The following is a 19,194-nucleotide window of genomic DNA, read 5'->3' on the forward strand; positions in this document are numbered from 1 at the left end:
GAACCCGGCTCAGATCAGGCCCGGCCAGGCTTCCTGGCCGTGGCCGTGGCGGCCGAAGGCGTCGCGCAGGGTACACACCAGCGCGGCGGGCAGCGGGCCTTGGGCGATGGCGTCGAGGTTGCGGCGCAGGTGGGCCGCGTTGGCCGTGCCGACGATGGCGCTGGCCGCGCCGGCGTGGAAGGCGGCGAAGCGCAGCGCCACGCCAGCCCAGTCGTCCTGCGGCGGCAGGCCCATGGCCTGGAAGCGGTCCCAGTACTGGCCTTCGGCGAAGTCGCCGGGCCGCTGCGCATGGCGCCACACGGCGCCGGCCAGCGGGCGCTTGGCGATGACGCCGAGGCCGGCGTGGTCGGCCAGCGCGGCGCGCGCCTGGAGGTGGGCCTGGTCGCACAGGCTGATGGAGGTCTGCAGGCAGCCGAAGGCGCCGCTGGCGATGGCGAAGCCGGCCTCCGCGTTGTCGCCCGAGTAGGCGGCCACGCGCAGCTTGCCGGCGGCGCGGCAGTCGGCCAGCGCCCGCGTCACGTCGCCCTGCTGCAGCACCGGCAGCGGGCAGGAGTGCAGGTGGACGATGTCGAGCACGTCGGTCTTCATCAGCGCGAGCGCGCGCTCGACGCCGCGGACGATGCAGTCGTAGGTCCAGTCCGGCACGCCCTCGACGCCGTAGCCGACCTTGGTGGACAGCACGAACTCGCCGCGCCGGTGCGCCAGGTGGCGGCCGATGCGCGCCTCGCTGAGGCCGTAGCCGCGCGCGGTGTCGATGAGGGTGATGCCGGCGTCCAGCACGCGGTTGAGCAGCGCGCCGGCCTCGGCCTCGGTGGTGCGCTCGTCGTTGATGTGCATCGCGCCGAAGCCCAGCGCGGAGACCTGGAGGCCGGTGCGGCCGAGGGGGTTGTGGATCATGGGGTGACGAGCACGCGGCCGAACAGCGGTGGCACGGTCAGCTGGAGCCTGCCGCCGGTGACGGCGACCGCCTCGCCGCCGAGCGCGTCGCGCAGCGTGCGCGCCGCGAAGGGCAGGCGCACGGAGACGGTGCGCGGCTCGGTGCTGTTGTTGGTGGCGGTGACGGCCCAGGTGTCGCCGTCCTGGCGGGCGAGCACGATGACGTGGTCGTCCACCTGCAGCGGCGCCTGCAGCGTGCCGTGGCGCAGCACGGGCAGGCCGTGGCGCAGCTTGACCAGGCGCTTGAAGTCGGCCAGCAGCGCCTCGTCGGGCTGGCCGCCTTCGTCGGCCCAGGGGTAGGGCGCGCGGTTGAACGGGTCCTCGCCGCCGCCCAGGCCCACCTCGTCGCCGTAGTAGATGGTGGGCGCGCCGGGGTAGGTCATCTGGAAGAACACGGCCAGGCGCAGGCGGCGCTTGGCCAGCGCGAGGTCGCGCTGTTCGCCGACGTGGTGCAGCGCGCGCGGCTGGTCGTGGGTGGACAGCAGGTTCATCAGCGCGGAGAAGGCCTGCGGCGGGTAGGCCTCGCGCATCAGCTCCAGGTTGGCGGCCATCTGCTGCGCGGGCTTGCCGGCGGCGTAGTCCAGCACCGCGTTGCGGAAGATGTAGTTCATCGTCGAGTCGAACATGTCGCCGAGGAAGTACTTGCTGGCGTCGAACCAGGTCTCGGCCACCGTCAGCGCGTCGGGCCGCTTCGCCTTCACGGCCTGGCGCCATTCGCGCCAGAAGTCGTCGGGCACCCAGGGCGCCACGTCCATGCGCCAGCCGGCCGCGCCGCGGTCCAGCCAGTAATGGGTCACCGAGTCCTTGTCGCGGTACGCGTAGGCGCGGAAGGACGGGCTGGCCTTGTCGATCTCGGGCAGGTCGGTGACGCCGGCCCAGCCCTGGAACTGCTTGTCGGGGTTGGGTTCTTGGGGCTTGAACTTGAACCAGCTCGCATAAGGCGACGCGGGATTGATCTTGCCGTTGTCGAACGCGCCGCCAGCCGGGAAGTTGTTGAAGCGGTTGAAGTAGGGCGAGTCGGCGCCGACGTGGTTCAGCGAGGTGTCGGGGATGACGCGGATGCCGCGCTTCGCGGCCTCGGCGCACAGGCGCTCGAAGTCGGCGTTGCTGCCGAAGGCGGGGTCGATCTGCTTGTAGTCGGCCGTGTCGTACTTGTGGTTGCTGGGTGCGCGGAACACCGGCGTCATGTAGATCGCGTTGGCGCCCAGGCCCTGGATGTAGTCCAGCTTGCTCGTCAGGCCGGCCAGGTCGCCGCCGAAGAAGTCGTTGTTGTGCAGCGCGTCGGAGCCGTCGCCCGTGCCGGGCCGGAAGGGCTTTTCGTTCCAGCTGGCGTGGCGCTCCACGTCGTGGTCCTGGTAGCGGTCCTGCGGCCGGCCGCCTCCGGGGCGCGGGTCGTTCGTCTTGTCGCCGTTGCGGAAGCGCTCGGGGAAGACGTAGTAGTAGACGACGTCGCGCGCCCAGGCCGGCACCTGGAAGCCGGGCGCGTAGACGGTCTGGCGGTAGCGGCGGATGCGCTTGGCGTCGGCCGGCAGGCGCTCGACGGTGGCGGCGCCCATGGAGCCCTTCTCGCGGGTCCAGTAGACGCTGTCCTTGTTGTTCTGCAGCGCGTACTTGCCCTGAGCGGTCTCGATCTCGAACCAGTAGCCGTAGACGCCGACGTCGGCGAAGCGGTGGCGCGCCGTGAAGCCGGTGCCGCGGCCGCGCGGCTCGGGCGCCATCGCGATGCGGGCGACCTGCTGGTAGTCGAGCTGTTCCTGGTTGCCGGTCATCGAGCGGCGCTCGATGACGAGGGTCGCGCGCTTCAGGCCCGGCACGTCGTTGCCGATGCGGAACGTGAACTCGGTGCCCTGGGGCTGCGCGCCGAACGGCGACTTGGACGCGGCGGCGCGCGAGTCGAAGTGCGTGGACAGCGCGGCGGCGTCCTTGATCGGCGGGTTGCCGGGGTCGACGAAGCTCAGCGGGCCGACCTTCAGGCTGGGCTGGCCGGCCGGGTCGAAGGCCAGGCGCAGCGTGTGGGCGCCGGTGAAGTCGCGCTTCAGGTTGCCGACGACGGTGGCGCCGCGGGCGATCCGGTCGCTGGCATCGACGCCCACCGTCAGCGCGGGCGTCCAGTCCTCGTCGGCGATCTTGAACTCCTGCGTGCCGCGCGCGTCCACGTTCAGGTAGTAGGCGTCGCATTTGAACCTGAACGCCTGTTCGTCCTGCGCGGTCCAGTTGTTCAGGCCGCCGCGCAGGTACAGGGTGGCGGCGCCCAGCGGCGGTGCGATGCACTTGGCGGCGTGGGTCATCGGGGCGAACGAAAGCAGCGCGGCGATCAGCGCAGTGGTCTTCATCATGTCTCCAGGCCGCGCCAGCGGCCCATGCCAAACGCGAAATTAGCGGGCCGAGCGCCGGGCCGCCCCAAGCCGGCCCGGTGGGCGATGTGCTTGCGGTTCGACGCCGCAAGCATCGCCGCCCCCTCGGGGGGCCGGCCAGACTCGCTCGCGTTCAGCGACGCGAGGTTGGGCGGGGGGGTCATCCCTTCACGCCGCCCGCCGTGAGGCCGGAGACGATCCAGCGCTGCGCGAGCAGGAAGACCAGCGTGATCGGCAGGCCCGACAGCACGGCCGCGGCCGCGAAGTCGCCCCACAGGAAGCGCTGGTCGTGCAGGAAATACTTGGAACCCACGGCCAGCGTGAGGTTGCCCTCCTCGCGCAGCAGGATGGAGGCCACCGGGTACTCGATGATGGTGCCGATGAAGGCCAGCACGAAGACCACCATCAGGATGGGCACGGCCATCGGCAGCAGCACGCGGCTGAAGGCCTGCCAATGCGTCGCGCCGTCGACCTTGGCGTTCTCCTCGATCTCGACCGGGATGGTCTCGAAGTAGCCCTTGATGGTCCACACGTGGGTGGCGATGCCGCCGAGGTAGGCCAGCACCAGGCCGGCGTGGGTCTCGACGCCCAGCGCGGGGACGTAGTTGCCGATGGTCTCGAAGATCGCAAAGATCGCCACCAGCGCCAGCACCGGCGGGAACATCTGCAGCAGCAGCATGCCGTTGAGCACCGGCTTGCTGAAACGGAACTTGAGCCGCGCGAAGGCGTAGGCGGCCGTGGTCGAGATGGCGACGATCAGGAAGGCCGAGACGGTGGCGATCTTGATCGAGTTCCACAGCCAGGTCAGCACGGGGAAGGGCGGCTGCACGAGGCTGCCGTCGGCCGCCTGGTAGGGGATGCCGAGCGCCAGCTTCCAGTGCTCCAGGCTGATCTCGGTCGGGATCAGGCTGCCGGTGGCGAAGTTGCCGGGCCGCAGCGAGATGGACACGACCGCGAGCAGCGGGAACAGCGTGATGGCGATGAAGATCCACATCACCGCATGCGCGGCGAGCGTGCGCCAGCGGGCTTGTTTGCCGAGGACGATGGCCATGTGTCTAGAACTCCTGATACGTTGTCGGGACGGGGATCAGGCCGGGCGGGCGGCCTGCTCCGTGTCCCCCGCCTGCCGCGCTCGGCAACCCATCCCGTTCACTTCTGCGCCTTCGCCGACATGCGCAGATTGACCAGCGACAGCGCCGCGACCAGGAAGAAGATCAGCGTCGAGATCGCCGCCGCCAGCCCGAAGTCGGAGCCCGAGTCCTTGAACGCGATGCGGTAGGTGTAGCTGACGAGGATATCGGTCTGGCCCGCGGGCAGCTTGGTGGACAGGAAGTCCGGCCGACCGTCGGTCAGCAGCGCGATCAGCACGAAGTTGTTGAAGTTGAACGCGAACGCGCTGACCAGCAGCGGCGCCAGCGGCTTGATGATGAGCGGCGCGGTGATCTTGAAGAAGTTGGTCGCCGGGCTCGCGCCGGCCAGCGCCGAGGCTTCGTACAGGTCGGCGGGAATGGCCTTCAGCAGCCCCGAGCACAGGATCATGATGTACGGGTAGCCCAGCCACACGTTGACGATGAGCAGCATCGTCTTGGCCAGCAGCGGGTCCGCGAACCAGGCGGGCTTGACGCCGAACAGCGCGTCCAGGATGGCGTTGATCTCGCCGAAGTTCTGGTTGAACAGGCCCTTGAACACGAGGATGGAGATGAAGCCCGGCACCGCATAGGGCAGGAACAGCAGCGTGCGGTAGCTGGTGCGGTACTTCATGCCCTCCCAGTTCAGCATCACGGCGAACAGCATGCCGATGGCGGTGGAGCACAGTACCGTCAGCGCCGAGAACACCACCGTCCACGTGAAGATGGCCAGGAAGGGGCCGCGGAACTCGGCGTCGAACAGCATGCGGGCGTAGTTGCCCCAGCCGATGAAGGCCTTGAAGCCGGGTGCCTGGGTCTCGCCGGCCGCGGTCTGGAAGAAGCCGGTGTCGCGGTTGGGCGCGAACACGGCGCCGTCGGCCGCGCGGGTCAGGCTGCCGTCGGGGTTGGCCGTCCACTGCGGCTTGACCGGGCCGAACTCGCGCAGGCCGAGGTAGCGCAGCTCCGTCTTGTCCGGCAGCACCAGCACCAGCCGGGCCAGCGCGTCGCGGTGCCTGATCAGCTCGGGCAGGGGCAGGGCGGCCTGCAGCGGCGCGGTCAGCGGCAGGCGGCCGGCGTCGGCGGGCGCGAGGTCCACGCGCAATTCGCCGCTGGGGCGGCGCAGCGCCAGTGGCGGCGACACCCAGCGCGGGCCGGCGTCGCCGTCGGCCTGCAGCGCCAGCCGGAACTCGGCGCCGTCGGCATGCAGGCTGTAGCCCAGCACCTGGTCCTCGACCGCGTCGTGCTGCTCCAGCAGGTACTCGCGCACGCGCGACTCGCCGAGCAGGTGGGTCGACGAGTAGTTGGTGAAGCCCAGCTGCGCCGTGTAGGCCAGCGGGAAGGCGATGAACACCAGCATGCCGGCGATGCCCGGGAACAGGTAGCGCCATGCGAAGCCGCCGCGGCTCAGGTAGACGTAGAAGCCGGCCGCGAACAGCGCCAGCAGCCCCGCGGCCCAGGCGGCCTGGCCGGCGGCGTAGACGGCGAAGACCAGGTAGAGCGCCGCCAGCATCGCCGCGATGGCGACCGGCCAGCGCAGCCCGCGGGCCAGCTTCTCGGCCAGCGTCGGCGGCAGCGTCGTGTAGGCCTCTTGGCCCAGGGAGGAAGACAGCGCGTTCATTTGTTCAGCAGCATCCGTGCGGCGGCGCCGTCCAGCGCGTCCTTGGGGCGTTGCAGGCCGTTGGTGATGGCCTCCAGCGCCGCGTCCATCGCGGTCCAGAAGCGGCCCACCTCGGGGATGTTGGGGATCGGCTGGCCGTTCTGCGCATTGACCATGCTGGCCTTGATCAGCGGGTTGACCGACAGCTCCGCGTAATAGGCCTTGTTGGCCGGCACGCCCAGGGGCACGTCGGCGTCCAGCACCTTCAGCGCCTCCGGGCGCATCAGGTGGTTCTCGATGAACTCCTTGGCGATGTCCTTGTTCCTGCTCGGCGCGGAGATCATGCAGCCCAGCACGCCGACGAAGCTCTTGCTGGGCCGGCCTGCGACGACGGCGGGAATGGGCGCCACGCCGAAGTCGATCTTGGCCTTGCCGGCGTTGTCCCAGGCCCAGGAGCCCGAGATCATCATCGCCACCTCGCCGCGCGCGAAGCCGGACTCCATCTCCGCGTAGGTCGCGCCCTTGGGCATGTGGCCGCCCTTGATGAGGCGCTCGATCACCTGCGCACCGGCCAGCGCGCCGGCGTTGTTGACCTCGACCCGGGACGGGTCCAGCTCGCCGCGCGCGTCGCGGCCGAAGATGCCGCCGCCCGCGCCGGCCAGCACCGGCCAGGTGAAGAAGCTCTTGTTGTAGTGCCACAGGATGGCGTGCTTGCCCTGGGCCTGCAGCCGTTGGTCGAGGGCGATGAGCTCGTCCCAGGTGGCCGGCGGCGTGGGCACCAGCGCCTTGTTGTAGATCAGGCCGGTGGTCTCGATGGCCAGCGGATAGCCCCAGATGCGGCCGCGGTAGCTCATGGCCTTCCAGGCCTGGTCCTCGACCTCGGCCAGCAGCCGGGCGGACGGGCGCAGCGGCGTCAGCAGCCCGGCCTTGGCCCACTCGCCCACGCGGTCGTGCGGCCAGCAGAACACGTCCGGCCCCTTGCCGGCGCCGGCGGCCTGCTGGAACTTGTCGGTGGCGTCCACCGGGTGCTCGACGACGACCTTGACGCCCGAGGCCTTCTCGAACGCATCGCCGACCTTCTGCAGCCCGTTGTAGGGCTTGTCGCCGTTGATCCAGACGAGCAGGCGCGGCGCGTCGGCCAGCGCCGTGAAGGTCCAGCCGCACAGGCAAAGAGCTGCTGACGCGCGGAGGAGGGTCAGGGTCTTCTTCAGCGGGCCGAGCGCCGGGCCGCTCCCAAGCCGGCCCGTCGGGCGATGTGCATGGCGGTCAAACCGGCATGCATCGCCGTCCCCTCGGGGAACCGGCCGGGCTTGCCCGCGTTCAGCGGAGCAAGGCGGGACGAGGGGCCCATTCATGCCGACAGTTCCGGCGCGGCGAGGCGGCGCAGCGCCTTGCCATCGGCGTCGAACACGTACAGCGCCTCGGCCGGCAGGTGCAGGTCCAGCGCCTGGCCGCTGCGCAGCCGGTCGGCGCCGTTGCGGCCCTCGAACTGGCAGGTCAGCGCCTCCTCGACGCCGGGGTAGGGGCAGTACGCGAAGGTGATGCCGCCCAGCGACTCGACGAAGGCCACCGTGCTCTGCAGCTGGTTGCCCTGGCCGTGGGTGCGGATGTGCTCGGGGCGCACGCCCAGCGTCACCTTGTCGCCGACCCGGGCCGCGCCGCCGTCCACCAGCGCGCGCAGCACGACGTTGCCGCCCGCCAGCTTCACGTCCACGTGGCCGGGTTCGGCGGCCACCAGCTCGCCGGCCAGGAAATTCATCTTCGGGCTGCCGATGAAGCCCGCGACGAACAGGTTGCACGGGTGCTCGTACAGCTCCAGCGGCGAGCCGACCTGCTCGACCCGGCCGGCGGACAGCACGACGATGCGGTCGGCCAGCGTCATGGCCTCCACCTGGTCGTGGGTCACGTAGACCATCGTGGTCTTCAGGTCCTCGTGCAGCTTGGCGAACTCGTAGCGCATGCGCACGCGCAGCGCCGCGTCGAGGTTGGACAGCGGCTCGTCGAACAGGAACACCTCGGGCTTGCGCACGATGGCGCGGCCGATGGCCACGCGCTGGCGCTGGCCGCCGGACAGGTCCTTGGGCTTGCGGTCCAGCAGGTGCTCGATGTGCAGGATCTTGGCGGCGTTGCGCACCGCGGTCTCGATCTCGTCCTTCGGCACCTTGGCCAGCTTCAACCCGAACGCCATGTTGTCGAACAGGTTCATGTGCGGGTAGAGCGCATAGCTCTGGAACACCATCGCGATGCCGCGCTCGCTGGGCGGCACGTCGTTGACGACGCGCCCGCCGATGGCCAGCTCGCCGCCGGTGATCTCCTCCAGCCCGGCGATGGAGCGCAGCAGCGTGCTCTTGCCGCAGCCCGAGGGCCCGACGAACACCATGAACTCGCCGTCGCGGATCTCCAGGTCGATGCCGTGCAGGATGCGGATGTCGCCATAGGCTTTTTCCACGCCGGTCAGTCGAACGTCTGCCACTTCTCAACCTTTCTGCCGCCGGGCGCCGCGCGGCCGGCCTGTCTCGATGATCTTCGGGTCGAATTCCAGTCATTCGCCCGTCTTTGTAGACAATATACAGACTTGATGCGCCGACAACAACAGCAGAATTCCATGTGAACCTGCGTGAAACCCATGAAAATCAATGAGTTGCCTTCGTTGTCGGGTTTTCCCGATGTAGTCAAACTACACAACACCCCGGCGCTGTCCGATACTTCGGCCCACGCTGCCCGTCGAGTAGCATTCTTGCCCCCGTCGCCGGGGGCCGGCACTGATGAACACCCCAACCCGCCCGCCCGTTCAACGCAAGACCCGCCCCCAGGCCGCCACCGCGATGAAGAAGCCGATTGCCCTCACTGCTGAAGACCAGGCGCTGCGCGCCGCCTTTCAGGTCGCTTACGAGCGCGAGCTGTCGCAGAGCAGCCATGGCGCCACGCCGCAGGCCGCGCTGCACGCCGCGGCCATTGCCTGCCGCGAGACGCTGGCCCGCCGCTGGGCCGCCACGCAGGCCGCCGATGCGCGGCGCGGCGAGCAGGCGCCGGTGCGCCGCGTCCACTACCTGTCGATGGAATTCCTGATGGGCCGCGCGCTGTCCAATGCGCTCGCGGCGCTGAAGCTCACCGAGCCGCTGCAGGCCCGGCTGGCCGAGCAGGGCGTGGCGCTGGGCGACGTGCTCGAGCGCGAGCCCGACGCCGCTTTAGGCAACGGCGGCCTGGGCCGCCTGGCCGCCTGCTTCCTGGACTCGTTCGCCGAGCTGGAGCTGCCGTCCTTCGGCTACGGCCTGCGCTACCGCTACGGCACTTTCGCGCAGGTCATCCAGCAGGGCCGCCAGCTGGAGCAGCCCGACGACTGGACCCGCGACAGCCCCGCCTGGGAGCTGCCCCGCCACGACCTGCGCTACCGCGTCGGCTTCGGCGGCCGCGTGGAGGCGGACGCCTCCGGCGTGCGCCGCTGGCAGCCGGCCGACGAGATCGAGGCCCAGGCCTTCGACTTCATCGTGCCCGCGCACCACAGCGAGCGCGTGTCCACGCTGCGCCAGTGGCAGGCCACGGCCGCGCCCATCGCGTTCAAGCCCTTCTGCGAGGGCGACTACCCGCGCGCCGCGCGCCACCAGGTGCTGGCGGACTCCATCAACTGGGTGCTCTACCCGGACGACTCCACCGAGGCCGGCCGCGAGCTGCGGCTGAAGCAGGAGGCCTTCCTCGTCAGCGCGTCGCTGCAGGACCTGGTGGCCCGCCACCTGCGCGAGTTCGGCTCGCTGCACAACCTGGGCCGCACCAACGCGATCCACCTGAACGACACGCACCCGGCGCTGGCGCCCGCCGAGCTGATGCGTTTGCTGCTGGACGAGCACGGCCTGGACTGGGCCGAGGCCTGGAAGATCACCCGCCAGGCCGTGGCCTACACCAACCACACGCTGATGCCCGAGGCGCTGGAGACCTGGCCGGTGCGCATGTTCGAGAGCCTGCTGCCGCGCCACCTGGAAATCATCTACGAGATCAACCACCGCTTCCTGGAAGAGCTGCAGGCGCGCTTCCCGGGCGACCACGGCCTGGCGTCGCGCGTGTCGCTGATCGACGAGGGCAGCCACGGCGGCGAGCGCCGCGTGCGCATGGCCTCGCTGGCGCTGGTGGCCTCGCACCGCGTCAACGGCGTCGCCGCGCTGCATTCGGAGCTGATGGTGCAGACCATCTTCGCCGACTACGCGCGCATCTGGCCCGAGCGCTTCCACAACGTCACCAACGGCGTCACGCCGCGGCGCTGGCTGCAGCAGGCCAACCCGCAGCTCTCCGCGCTACTGGACGAGCGCATCGGCGACGGCTGGCGCCAGGACCTGGCGCGGCTGGCCGACCTGAAGCCGCTGGCCGCCGACCGCGCGCTGGGCGCGCAGTTCCTGGCCGTCAAGCGCGCCAACAAGGAGCGGCTGGCCGCGGTGATCCGCCGCGAGCTGGGGCTGGCGGTCAACGTGGACAGCCTGTTCGACATCCAGATCAAGCGCATCCACGAGTACAAGCGCCAGCTGCTGAACCTGCTGCACGTCGTCAGCCGCTACCAGGCCATCCTCGACAACCCCGGCGCGGACTGGGTGCCGCGCACCGTCGTCATCGCCGGCAAGGCCGCGTCGGCCTACCAGATGGCCAAGAGCATCGTGCGCCTGGCGCACGACGTGGCCCGCGTCGTCAACAGCGACGAGCGCGTGGGCGGCCGGCTCAAGCTCGTGTTCCTGCCCAACTACAGCGTCACGCTGGCCGAGAGCATCATCCCGGCGGCCGACCTGTCCGAGCAGATCTCCACGGCCGGCACCGAGGCCTCGGGCACCGGCAACATGAAGTTCGGCATGAACGGCGCGGTGACCATCGGCACCTGGGACGGCGCCAACATCGAGATGGCCGAGGCCATGGGCGTGGAGAACATGTTCGTGTTCGGCCTGCGCGCGGATGCGGTCGCCCGGATCAAGGAGCTGGGCTACGACCCGCGCCTGTACGTCGAGGAGAACCGCCAGCTCAAGCGCGTCATCGATGCCATCGCGGCCGGCGTGTTCAGCGGCGGCGACACCGAGCGCTACCGCGCGCTGGTGGACAGCCTGCTGCAGCGCGACGTCTACCTGCTGATGGCCGACTTCGCCGACTACGTCGCCACGCAGGCCAAGGTGGACGCGCTGTTCGCCGACCGCGCCGCCTGGGGCGAGCGGGCGCTGCGCAACATCGCCGGCATGGGGCCGTTCTCGTCCGATCGCACGATCGCCGAGTACGTGGACCGGGTCTGGTCCGTCCAGTCGCTGGACTGAGCCCCGCCATGCTGAGCGACGCCGACGTCGATGCCCTGCTGGCCGGCCGCCATGCCGACCCCTTCGGCCGGCTCGGCCTGCACGCGGACGACGGCGGCCGGCTGTGGGTGCGCGCGCTGCTGCCCGGCGCGGATGCGGTGGCGCTGCTGGACGCCGGCAGCCACAAGCGCATCGTCGAGCTGGCGCGGCGCCGCGACTGCCTGTGGGAAGCCCAGGTGCCGCGCCGCAAGCACCGCTTCGACTACCGGCTGGCCGTGCGCTGGAGCGGCGCCGGGGCGGGCGCGCCGGAAGGCATCTACGCCGACGCGTACAGCTTCTACCCGCAGCTGGGCGACGACGAACTGCAGGCCTTCGCCGAAGGCCGCCACGTCCGTCCCTGGCTGAGCCTGGGCGCGCACCCGGCGCGGCACGGCGAGGTCGGCGGCGTGCGCTTCGCCGTCTGGGCGCCGAACGCGCGGCGCGTCAGCGTCGTCGGCAGCTTCAACAACTGGGACGGCCGCCGCCACGCGATGCGGCTGCGCCATGCGGCCGGCGTGTGGGAGATCTTCGTGCCGCACGCGGCCGAGGGCGACCTCTACAAGTTCGAGATCGTCGCCGGCAACGGCGCGCTGCTGCCGCTGAAGGCCGACCCCTACGCCCGCCAGGCCCAGCTGCGGCCGGAGACGGCCAGCATCGTCGCGGCGCTGCCCGGGCCCACGCCGCTGCCGCGCCAGCGCGACCGCGCCAACCAGCGCCATGCGGCCATCAGCGTGTACGAGGTCCACGCGGCGTCCTGGCGGCGCGGCGCCTCGGGCGGCTTCCCGACCTGGGACGAGCTCGCCGCGCAGCTGCCCGCCTACGCGGCCGGCATGGGCTTCACGCATGTGCAGCTGATGCCCGTCAGCGAGCACCCGTTCGACGGCTCCTGGGGCTACCAGACGCTGGGCCTGTACGCGCCCAGCGCCCGCTTCGGCCCGCCGGAAGGCTTCGCGCGCTTCGTCAAGGCCTGCCACGACCAGGGCCTGGGCCTGCTGCTGGACTGGGTGCCGGCCCACTTCCCGGTGGACCCGCACGGCCTGGCCGAGTTCGACGGCACGCGGCTCTACGAGTACGCCGACCCCCGCGAAGGCTTCCACCGCGACTGGAACACGCTGATCTACAACTTCGGCCGCACCGAGGTGCGCGAGTTCCTGGTCGGCAGCGCGCTGTACTGGATCGAGCGCTGGGGCGTGGACGGGCTGCGCGTCGACGCGGTCGCCAGCATGCTGTACCGCGACTACTCGCGGCCGGCCGGCGAATGGATCCCGAACACGCGCGGCGGCCGCGAGAACCTGGAGGCCATCTCGCTGCTGCGCGAGATGAACGAGCAGGTCGGCGAGATCGAGGGCGCCGTCACCGTCGCCGAGGAGAGCACCAGCTTCCCCGGCGTCTCGGCGCCCACCTACGCGGGCGGCCTGGGCTTCCACTACAAGTGGAACATGGGCTGGATGAACGACACCTTGCGCTACATGGCCGAGGACCCGATCAACCGCCGCTGGCACCACGACAAGATGACCTTCGGGCTCATCTACGCGTTCAGCGAGAACTTCATGCTGCCGATCTCGCACGACGAGGTGGTGCACGGCAAGGGCAGCATGCTCGCCAAGATGCCCGGCGACGACTGGCAGCGGTTCGCCAACCTGCGCGCCTACTACGGCTTCATGTGGGGCCACCCCGGCAAGAAGCTGCTGTTCATGGGCCAGGAGTTCGCGCAGCGCCACGAGTGGAACCACGCCGAGGGCCTGCCCTGGGCGCTGCTGGACGACGAGCGCCACGCCGGCGTGCAGCGCCTGGTGCGCGACCTGAATGCGCTGTACCGCGAGCAGCCGGCGCTGCACCGGCTGGACTGCGAGGCCGGCGGCTTCGAGTGGATCAGCGCGCACGACGCCGAGCACTCGCTGTTCGCCTGGGTGCGCCGCGACGGCACGGGCCGCATGGTGCTGGTCGCCTGCAACATGACGCCGGTGCCGCGCCAGGGCTATGTGCTGGGCGTGCCGGACGGCGTGACCGCCTGGCGCGAGGCGCTGAACACCGACTCCGCCTACTACGGCGGCAGCAACATGGGCAACGGCGCGGCCGCCGAGGGCCTGCCCGTGCAGGCGCGGCCGGCGCACGGCCGGCGCCTGTCCATCACCGTGGACCTGCCGCCGCTGGCCACGGTCTTCTTCGTCCCCATCTGAACTCCTCACCGAGCCTGCAGTCCATGGCCCTCCCGCCCGACCTCCAGCCCGGCTGGCACGAGCCGCTGGGCGCCCTGGCCCGCGACGGTGGCGTCAACTTCGCCGTCCCCAGCGAGCACGCGACCCGGATCGAACTCTGCGTCTTCGACGCCGAAGGCCAGCGCGAGCTGCGCCGCTACGCGCTGGACGGCCCGCACGACGGCGTCTTCCATGGCTTCCTGCCCGGCGTCGGCCCGGGCCTCGTCTATGGCCTGCGCGCGCACGGCCCTTACGCGCCCGAGCAGGGCCACCGCTTCAACCCGCACAAGCTGCTGCTGGACCCCTGGGCGCGCGAGATCGTCGGCCACTTCGGCTGGCGCGCCGAGCACCACGGCTACGAGCTGGGCCACCCGGACGGCCCGCGCTCGCTGGACACGCGCGACAACGCCGCGCAGGCGCTCAAGGCCCGCGTGGCCGCGCCGCCGGTGCCGCACCTGCGCGCGCACCGCCCGCGCCGCCCGGTGGCCGGCATGGTGCTGTACGAAGTGCACGTCAAGGGCTTCTCGCGGCTGCTGTCCGGTGTGCCCGAAGCGCTGCGCGGTACCTACGCCGGCCTGGCGCACCCGGCGGCCATCGCCCATTTCAAGCGCCTGGGCGTGACCACGCTGTCGCTGCTGCCGGTGCAGTACTGCATCGACGAGCCCCACCTCGCCGAGCGCGGCCTGCACAACTACTGGGGCTACAACACGCTGGGCTTCTTCTGCCCCGACCCGCGCTGGGCGCAGGCCGCGCACCGCCACGACCCCACGGCCGTCGCGGCCGAGTTCCGCCGGATGGTGGACGCGCTGCACGAGGCCGGCCTGGAGGTGGTGCTGGACGTGGTCTACAACCACACGCCCGAGGGCAACGAGTTCGGTCCCACGCTGTCCTTCCGCGGCCTGGACAACGCCACCTGGTACCGGCTGGCCGCCGACGACCGGGCCCGCAACGAGAACCTCACCGGCTGCGGCAACACGCTGAACTGCGCCCACCCGCGCGTCACCCAGTTCGTGCTGGACTCTCTGCGCCACTGGGTGGCCGAGATGGGCGTGGACGGCTTCCGCTTCGACCTGGCGCCGGTGCTGGGCCGCACGAACCACGGCTACGACCCGAATGCCGCCTTCTTCACCGCGCTGCGCCAGGACCCGGTGCTGGCCGGCGTGCACCTGATCGCCGAGCCCTGGGACGCCGCCTACGACGGCTACCAGGTCGGCCGCTTCCCCGGCCGCTTCCTGGAGTGGAACGACAAGTTCCGCGACGCGGTGCGCGGCTACTGGCTGGGCGTGGGCACCGGCCGCGGCGAGTTCGCGCGCCGCTTCATGGCCTCCAGCGACGTGTTCCACCACGGCCAGCGCCAGCCCACCGCGTCGATCAACTTCGTGGCCGTGCACGACGGCTTCACGCTCGCCGACCTGACCAGCTACGCGGCCAAGCACAACCACGCCAACGGCGAGGGCAACCGCGACGGCCGCGACGGCGAGCTGGCCGCCAACTTCGGCGCCGAAGGCCCCACCGACGACGCCGCCATCAACGCCACCCGCGTGCGCGTGCGCCGCGCGCTGCTGGCCACCACGCTGCTGGCCCAGGGCACGCCCATGCTGTGCGCGGGCGACGAGATCGGCAACAGCCAGGGCGGCAACAACAACGCCTACTGCCAGGACAACGCCACCACCTGGCTGGACTGGGAGCGCGCCGACGGCCGCCTGACCGAGCTCGTCGCCGAGGCGCTGGCCCTGCGCGCGCAGGAGCCGCTGCTGCGCCACCCGCGCTGGTTCGCCAGCGCGCCGGGGGACGCCTGCATCGCCTGGTACGCGCCCAGCGGCCACGAGATGACGCCCAGCGACTGGCACGACGCCGGCCAGCGCGCCTTCGGCGCCCAGCTGCACGACGCCGGGGCCGCGCAGCCGCGGCTGATGATCATCTTCAACCCCGACCCGGCGCCGCTGCCCTTCCTGCTGTGCAACGGCCCGTGGCAGCTGGTGCTGGACAGCAGCGGCGAGTCCGCCGCGCCCCTCGTCCTGCCCGGCCAGCCGCTCGGCGTGCCGGCCCGCTCCCTCCTCGTCCTGCGCCACGTATGAAGCTCGACCAACGCTCCTCCGGTGTGCTGCTGCACATCACCTCGCTGCCCGGCCCGCACGGCATGGGCGACTTCGGCCCCGACGCCTACCGCTTCGTCGACTGGCTGCAATCCGCCGGCCAGCGCATCTGGCAGCTGCTGCCGACGACGCCCATCGGCCCCGGCGACAGCCCCTACCAGGGCGTGTCCGCCTTTGCTGGCAGCCCCTGGATGGTGGCGCTGGAGCCGCTGGTCGCCAAGGGCTGGCTGGCGCCGCCGGAGCTACCCGGCTTCGACGCCCGGCGCGTCGACTATGGCCGCGTCACGCCCTGGCGCGAGCAGCAGCTGCGCGCCGCCGCGCGCGGCTTCTTCGCCCGCGCGGCGGACGAGGACCGCATCGCCTTCGCCGCCTGGTGCCTCGCGCAGCAGGACTGGCTGGACGACTACGTGCTCTTCATGGCCATCCGCTCGCCGCTGAACGGCCAGCCCTGGTGGACCTGGGACGGCGGCCTGAAGCGCCGCGAGCCCCAGGCCATCGCCCAGGCGCGCAAGGACTACGCCGACGAGATCGCCTTCTGGCAGTTCGTGCAGTGGCAGTTCGACGTGCAGATCGGCGCGCTCAAGGCCTACGCCAACGAGCGCGGCGTGCACCTGATGGGCGACCTGCCCATCTTCGTCGCCCACGACAGCGCCGACTGCTGGTCCCGCCCCGAGCTCTACCACCTCGACGACGACTTCCAGACCACCGTCGTCGCCGGCGTGCCGCCCGACGACCTGGGGCCGCTGGGCCAGCGCTGGGGCAACCCGCTGTACCGCTGGGACCGCATGGCGGCGGAAAACTACGCCTGGTGGACCGCGCGCGTGCAGCGGGCGCTGACCCAGGCCGACGTGTTCCGCATCGACCACTTCCGCGGCTTCGCCGGCTACTACGAGATCCCCGCCAGCAGCCCCGACGCCAAGCAGGGCCGCTGGATCACCGGCCCCGGCATGGCGCTGTTCGACGCGATCAGGCAGGCGCTCGGCCCGCTGCCCATCGTCGCGGAAGACCTCGGCTTCATCACCGACGACGTGCACGCGCTGCGCGACGGCTGCGGCTTCCCCGGCATGAAGATCCTGCAGTTCGGCTTCGGCGCCGAGGGCGACCACGAGTTCCTGCCGCACATGTGGCCGCGCGCGGCCGTCGCCTATACCGGCACGCACGACAACGACACCGTGCGCGGCTGGTGGGACCAGGCCCGCCCGCGCGAGCGCGCGTTCGCCGGCTCCTACCTCGCCTGCGGCGAGCACGACGTGCACTGGGCCATGATCCGCGCCTGCGCCAACTCGGTGGCCGACATGGCCGTCTACCCGCTGCAGGACGTGCTCGGCCTGGGCTCGGCGCACCGCATGAACGTGCCCGGCGTGCTCGGCGGCAACTGGGGCTGGCGCTTCGGCTGGGACTTGCTGGGCAGCGAACCCGCGCGCGTGCTGGGCCTCATCACCGCCGCCAGCGGGCGCGGGCCGTTCGGGCTGCTGAAGTTGCCGGAATGAGCGGGCCGTGAAGACGCAGTACTACACGGCCACCAGCCTCGACGGCTTCATCGCCACCGAAGACGACTCGCTGGACTGGCTCTTCCCGCTCGGGGACTTGGAGCACTCCAGCTACCCGGCCTTCATCGCCGAAGTCGGCGCGCTGACCATGGGCTCGGCGACCTATGAATGGATGCTGCGCCATGCGGAACGGGTAGCCGCCGAGACGGGCTCGGCCTGGCCCTATGTGCAACCGGCCTGGGTATTCAGCAGCCGCGAACTGCCGGCGATCGCGGGCGCCGACATCCGGTTCGCCCAAGGCGACGTGCGCCGCGTCCACGCCGACATGCGGGCGGCGGCCGGCGGCAAGAACCTCTGGATCGTCGGCGGCGGCGATCTCGCGGGCCAGTTCCATGACGCCGGCCTGCTGGACGAGCTGATCGTCCAGGTCGGCTCCGTCACCCTCGGCCAGGGCAAGCCGCTGTTCCCGCGCCGGGTGTTGAGCCCGGCCCTGCGCCTGGTGGCCGTGCGCCAGATGGGCGCCGGCATGGCCGAGTTGCGCTACGAAGTGCAGCGGGGCGAATAGGGCGACTGGTGATGGCCGAATCGACCGATATCGTGATCGTGGGCTCCGGGATGGGCGGCGCCACCGTCGCGCATGCGCTGGCCTCGACCGGGCTGCGCATCACCGTTCTTGAGCGCGGTCAGCAACTGGCCGCCGCGCCGGAGAACCGGGACGCCAGGGCCGTCTATCAGCGCAACCACTTCAAGTCCGATGCTTCCTGGTATCGCGCGGACGGCTCGGCGTTTCCGGCCGGCAATCACTTCAACGTTGGCGGCAACACGAAGTTCTACGGCGGGGTGCTGTACCGCTTCCGTGAACGCGACTTCGACGGCGTGAGCTATCCCGATGGCGATGCCCCGGCCTGGCCCGTTCGATATGCCGAGCTGGAGCCTTGGTACCAGGCGGCGGAGCAGCTCTACCAGGTGCGTGGCGACGCCGACCAGGACCCGACCGAGCCGCCGCGCCGTGCCGCGCTTCCGCACCTACCCGTGCCCGACGAACCCGCCATCGCCGAGGCGCGCGAGCGGTTTCGCGCCATCGGGTTGCACCCCTGTGCGTTGCCGCTGGGCATCGACCTGCCGACATGGCTCCGGCATGGCCGCACGGGTTGGGACGGCTTCCCCGACGCCCGCGAGGGCAAGATGGACGCGGAGACCTGCGCGCTGATCCCGGCGCTCCGGCATCCGAATGTCGAATTGCGCTGCGGCGCCAGGGTGATCCGCGTGCTGTTCGGCCCTGGCGGCTCGCAGGCCACCGGCGTGGAATACGAGATGGGTGGGCGGACCGTCACGTTGAAGGCGGGTCTTGTCGTGCTGGCGGCCGGCGCCATCCCGAGCGCGGCCATCCTGCTGGCCTCGGACGTGGGCAAGACCCTCGACCGCTCCGGCCAGGTGGGACGCAACCTGATGGCCCATAACCAGAGCATCGTGATCGGCTTCGACTGGCGGTACCGGAACGATTCGGTCTACCAGAAGACCTTCGCGATCAACGATTTCTACCTCTCGGACGGCGCGGGCGGGCCGCCGCTCGGCAATGTCCAACTGCTGGGCCGCGTGGACGGCGCCATCCTGAAGGCGGGCCTACCGCGATGGCCGGAATGGCTGTTGGGCCGGATCAGCCGGCACACGATCGACTTCTTCCTGAACAGCGAGGACCTGCCCGACGAGCGCAACCGGGTCCGCCTGGATGGCGACCGGCTCGTGCTCGACTTCGCGCATCGCACCAATCTCCAGGTCCATGACCGGCTGACCGCGCGCTGGAAGCAGGCGCTGCGGGAGGCCGGCTTCGGGAGGTCGGTGTCGCTGCTGTTCGGCCGGGATGGCCCGGGCCATCAGTGCGGAACCATCCGGATGGGCGCAGATCCGGCCAGGGCGCCGCTGAACGCCTGGTGCCAGGCGCACGACTGCGACAACTTCTTCGTCACCGACGCCAGTCCCTTCGTCTCGTCAGCGGCCGTCAATCCGGCGTTGACGGTGGCCGCCCTGGCCCTGCGTGCCGCCGACCGGATGCGGACTCATGTGCTGCAGAAGCTGCCGGGCTGACGGTTAGCATCGCC

12 protein-coding genes are annotated in these 19,194 nt (G+C 70.9%); 6 read left to right on the plus strand and 6 right to left on the minus strand.

Annotated features, from left to right (window positions below):
• Nucleotides 1–9 precede the first annotated feature (9 nt).
• The 6 genes from QM788_RS14655 to QM788_RS14680 all read right to left on the minus strand — a co-directional run bounded on the left by QM788_RS14655 (nucleotide 10) and on the right by QM788_RS14680 (nucleotide 8,487).
• Entirely contained in the window at nucleotides 10–897 is an 888-nt protein-coding gene (locus QM788_RS14655; RefSeq protein WP_415662196.1) for an aldo/keto reductase, read from the minus strand.
• Entirely contained in the window at nucleotides 894–3,272 is a 2,379-nt protein-coding gene (locus QM788_RS14660) for an alpha-amylase family glycosyl hydrolase (RefSeq protein ID WP_415662197.1), read from the minus strand. The genes QM788_RS14655 and QM788_RS14660 overlap by 4 nt, the downstream gene beginning before the upstream one ends.
• A 178-nt stretch (nucleotides 3,273–3,450) precedes the next feature.
• The gene (gene malG, locus QM788_RS14665) at nucleotides 3,451–4,341 is read right to left on the minus strand and encodes a maltose ABC transporter permease MalG (RefSeq protein ID WP_415662198.1); all 891 of its coding nucleotides are present in this window, start codon (nucleotides 4,339–4,341) and stop codon (nucleotides 3,451–3,453) included.
• A gap of 98 nt (nucleotides 4,342–4,439) precedes the next feature.
• Entirely contained in the window at nucleotides 4,440–6,035 is a 1,596-nt protein-coding gene (gene malF / locus QM788_RS14670; protein WP_415662199.1) for a maltose ABC transporter permease MalF, read from the minus strand.
• Entirely contained in the window at nucleotides 6,032–7,369 is a 1,338-nt protein-coding gene (malE, locus tag QM788_RS14675; RefSeq protein ID WP_415662200.1) for a maltose/maltodextrin ABC transporter substrate-binding protein MalE, read from the minus strand. The genes malF and malE overlap by 4 nt, the downstream gene beginning before the upstream one ends.
• Nucleotides 7,366–8,487, minus strand: coding sequence for an ABC transporter ATP-binding protein (locus QM788_RS14680; RefSeq protein WP_415662201.1), 1,122 nt, complete (start codon nucleotides 8,485–8,487; stop codon nucleotides 7,366–7,368). Before QM788_RS14680 ends, malE begins: the two co-directional genes overlap by 4 nt.
• Before the next feature lie 352 nt (nucleotides 8,488–8,839).
• Between QM788_RS14680 and QM788_RS14685 the strand changes: the two genes are divergently transcribed.
• Genes QM788_RS14685 through QM788_RS14710 form a run of 6 tightly spaced genes read left to right on the plus strand, consistent with a single transcriptional unit; the run spans nucleotide 8,840 to nucleotide 19,180 of the window.
• Nucleotides 8,840–11,293, plus strand: coding sequence for a glycogen/starch/alpha-glucan phosphorylase (locus QM788_RS14685; protein ID WP_415662202.1), 2,454 nt, complete (start codon nucleotides 8,840–8,842; stop codon nucleotides 11,291–11,293).
• 8 nt (nucleotides 11,294–11,301) lie between these two features.
• Nucleotides 11,302–13,491 carry a 1,4-alpha-glucan branching protein GlgB gene (glgB, locus tag QM788_RS14690; RefSeq protein WP_415662203.1) on the plus strand — a complete coding sequence of 730 codons (2,190 nt, stop codon included), beginning with the start codon at nucleotides 11,302–11,304 and terminating at the stop codon, nucleotides 13,489–13,491.
• A gap of 23 nt (nucleotides 13,492–13,514) precedes the next feature.
• Nucleotides 13,515–15,587 carry a glycogen debranching protein GlgX gene (gene glgX, locus QM788_RS14695; RefSeq protein ID WP_415662204.1) on the plus strand — a complete coding sequence of 691 codons (2,073 nt, stop codon included), beginning with the start codon at nucleotides 13,515–13,517 and terminating at the stop codon, nucleotides 15,585–15,587.
• A complete protein-coding gene (malQ, locus tag QM788_RS14700) occupies nucleotides 15,584–17,095 on the plus strand; it encodes a 4-alpha-glucanotransferase (RefSeq protein ID WP_415662205.1) in 1,512 nt (503 codons plus the stop codon). The genes glgX and malQ overlap by 4 nt, the downstream gene beginning before the upstream one ends.
• Nucleotides 17,096–17,102: 7 nt before the next feature.
• The gene (locus tag QM788_RS14705) at nucleotides 17,103–17,660 is read left to right on the plus strand and encodes a dihydrofolate reductase family protein (protein WP_415662206.1); all 558 of its coding nucleotides are present in this window, start codon (nucleotides 17,103–17,105) and stop codon (nucleotides 17,658–17,660) included.
• An 11-nt stretch (nucleotides 17,661–17,671) separates the two neighbouring features.
• On the plus strand, nucleotides 17,672–19,180 hold the full coding sequence (locus tag QM788_RS14710; RefSeq protein WP_415662207.1) for an FAD-dependent oxidoreductase: 1,509 nt from the start codon (nucleotides 17,672–17,674) through the stop codon (nucleotides 19,178–19,180).
• The last annotated feature ends 14 nt before the right edge of the window (nucleotides 19,181–19,194 follow it).

The sequence above is a fragment of the Roseateles sp. genome, assembly GCF_047654785.1.
Classification (GTDB): domain Bacteria; phylum Pseudomonadota; class Gammaproteobacteria; order Burkholderiales; family Burkholderiaceae_C; genus Pelomonas.